Consider the following 2,348-nt stretch of genomic DNA (forward strand, 5'->3'; position numbering starts at 1 on the left):
GTGCGGGTTCGGGTGGTTCGGTCCCGGGTCTGGGTGGTGCGGGTGCGGGTTCGGGTGGTTCTGGTTCGGGTGGGTCTTTCCCCGAGTTGCGGAGTCCCGGTGTGGGTGGTGGGGGGTCTGGTAGCGGGGGTCTTACTGGGCAGGCCAGCGCCCCGTTGCCGAATGGTCTGATGGTCGGCGCGCTCGGCCCGGCGCCGGTCGCCCCCACCTCTGCCGTCGACGGATTGATCCCGGATACCCCCGGTGCGGCTGGCGCGGGTGGTGCCTTTGGAGGGATGCCGCCCATGATGCCGCCGATGGGTGGCATGGGGGGAGCAGGTGGTGGTCAGCAGGAGAAGGAGCGTGAGCGCACCACCTGGTTGGCCGAGGAAGAAGAGGTGTGGGGTACGGATCCGGACGTCATGCCGGCGGTCATTGGCCGTGACGAGATCCCCGGAGATTCGGTGGGGGAGCGCACTCCCTGGTCGCCCAGCGGACCCGGCACGCCCGCGTCCCCGTACGGCCCGGCGCGGGGAACCGGCCGGCAGAGCAACCGGCAAAGCTAGAAGGACTTGAGCATGAAGATTCGTAACCAGGGTGCCCAGGTCAGAGCTGGCGTGAATCCACTCGACTCTGCGTTGAGTGGAGAACTTCGATGACCCAGCCGAATCCCAGTACTCTGCCCGGCACCGACCCGATGGGTCTGCCGGCCTGGGAGCAGGGTCTCATCGAGGTTCTCGGCGCCGGCGACATGGACAGTCGGCGGTTCACCCGGCCCGCCTGGCTCAGCCTGACCCTGGCCGGCACCTATATCACGTCCGGAAACCAGCCGTGGAACGACTCGATGGGCACGCCGGGCGCGAACGAGTTCACCATCTACCGGCGTACTGCTTCTTCGGTGTCGAACACGGGCGGCGTCAAGCATGAGGCGTTCTGGATTATCAAGGGGCGGGTCGACTGGTTCTCGAAGTCGGGTGGCGGCTATTCGCCGCACGAATATTTCTGGAATGAGTTCTGGACCCATTCGCGCGACATCTTGGACACTCCGCCCACTCCGTTGCCGTTGGATCCGCAGAGTTTCCACACGGCAGCGGAGTCGTTCTACAACCTGTCGATGTGGTTGGACGGTTCGGCGCAGCGCATCCAGGCCGAGATCGACAGTCTGGGTTCCGGCGGTTCGGGTTTTCAGGGTTCTTCGTCGCAGGCGCTGTCGGATGCGTTGAAGAATCTGCACGGCGAGATGAAGCTGTTGCGGCAGGATCTTCAGACCTCCGACGACTGGGTGCGGATGCTGCATGACAACGGTGATGCCGCGCAGCGTTTCTGGACGCAGATCCGCCAGGTGTGGGCAGATTTCGCGAGTCGACCGGAATACCAGCCGAACACGATGGTCGAGCGCGTGATGAAGGATATCGAGAAATCCATCGACGATTTGGGGCATAGCACAGACGGTTGGAACCAGCAGGCATGGGACGACGGCAAACTGACCGCCTGGGACGACCTCGAGAGTTGGAATATTTCGATCGACATCGGCGATGGCCTTGATTCGCAGCAATACGACTTCAAGAAGCCGGCTGAGGCGTTGCAGGCGCTTGACGCGAGGATGCATGCGGCCTTCGCCAAGGCTGCGGCCAGTTTGCATCTTGCGATGGCTGAGCGGTTCAAGGAGTTGCGGGAAAGCTTTGAGCGTTCCTATACGAACATGGTCGATCTGCAGACGTACGCGCCGATTCCGCCGCCGACCGCGGGTGCTGGCGGTAGCGGTGGTGGTGCCAACATAAACGACGTTCTTGGCAAGCTCGGTGGCGGTGCTGGTGGTGGTGGTGGCCCGAAGCTGAGCGACGTTGCCGGTGGTGGTGGCAGTTCCGGCCTGGCCGACGTTCTCGGTGGCGGTGGCGTTGATGGTGGCAGTTCCAGGCTGGCCGACGTTGGCGGTGGCGGTGGCAGCCTGGCCGACGCTCTCGGTGGTGGTGGCAGTTCCGGGTTGGCCGACATTGGTGGCGGCGTTGGTGGTGGTGGTGGCAGTCCCAGTCTGGAGGAGCTTGTCGGTGGCGGTGGTCTGGAGGGCGGTGTCGGTGGATCAACCGGAGGACTGCCGTCTGGTCTCGACCTCGGCGGTGGTGTCGACCTTGGTGGCCTGACCGGTGGTGGTGTCGAGTTGCCCGGTGGAGGTAGCGGGGTTGGCCTCGGTGGTCTGGGTGGTCTTCCTGGTTTGGGTGGTCTGAACGGTCGGCCTGGTGATGACAATCAGTCGGCCAATCCGCCGATCGGGCTTCCCGGGGCCGGTGACTTCGACGAGATTCCGTCGCCGATCGATGGCCTACCGGGTGTCGGTGGGTCGTTCCCGGGTCTGGGTGGTGCGGGTTCGG

1 protein-coding gene and 1 pseudogene are annotated in these 2,348 nt (G+C 64.6%); both read left to right on the forward strand.

The annotated features are described in order from the left end of the window. The first annotated feature begins 296 nt into the window (after positions 1–296). A complete protein-coding gene (locus tag C7C45_RS33770) occupies positions 297–545 on the forward strand; it encodes a hypothetical protein (RefSeq protein WP_146247475.1) in 249 nt (82 codons plus the stop codon). An 89-nt stretch (positions 546–634) separates the two neighbouring features. Beyond that, positions 635–2,348 (forward strand): annotated as a pseudogene (locus tag C7C45_RS32420) (hypothetical protein); the annotation flags it as partial.

Source organism: Micromonospora arborensis (genome assembly GCF_003205615.1).
GTDB classification, from domain to species: domain Bacteria; phylum Actinomycetota; class Actinomycetes; order Mycobacteriales; family Micromonosporaceae; genus Micromonospora; species Micromonospora arborensis.

What these genes read in the sequence shown, in the direction of transcription:
- C7C45_RS33770 (WP_146247475.1), top strand. Translation starts at nt 297, where the DNA reads ATGGGTGGCATGGGGGGAGCAGGTGGTGGTCAGCAGGAGAAGGAGCGT.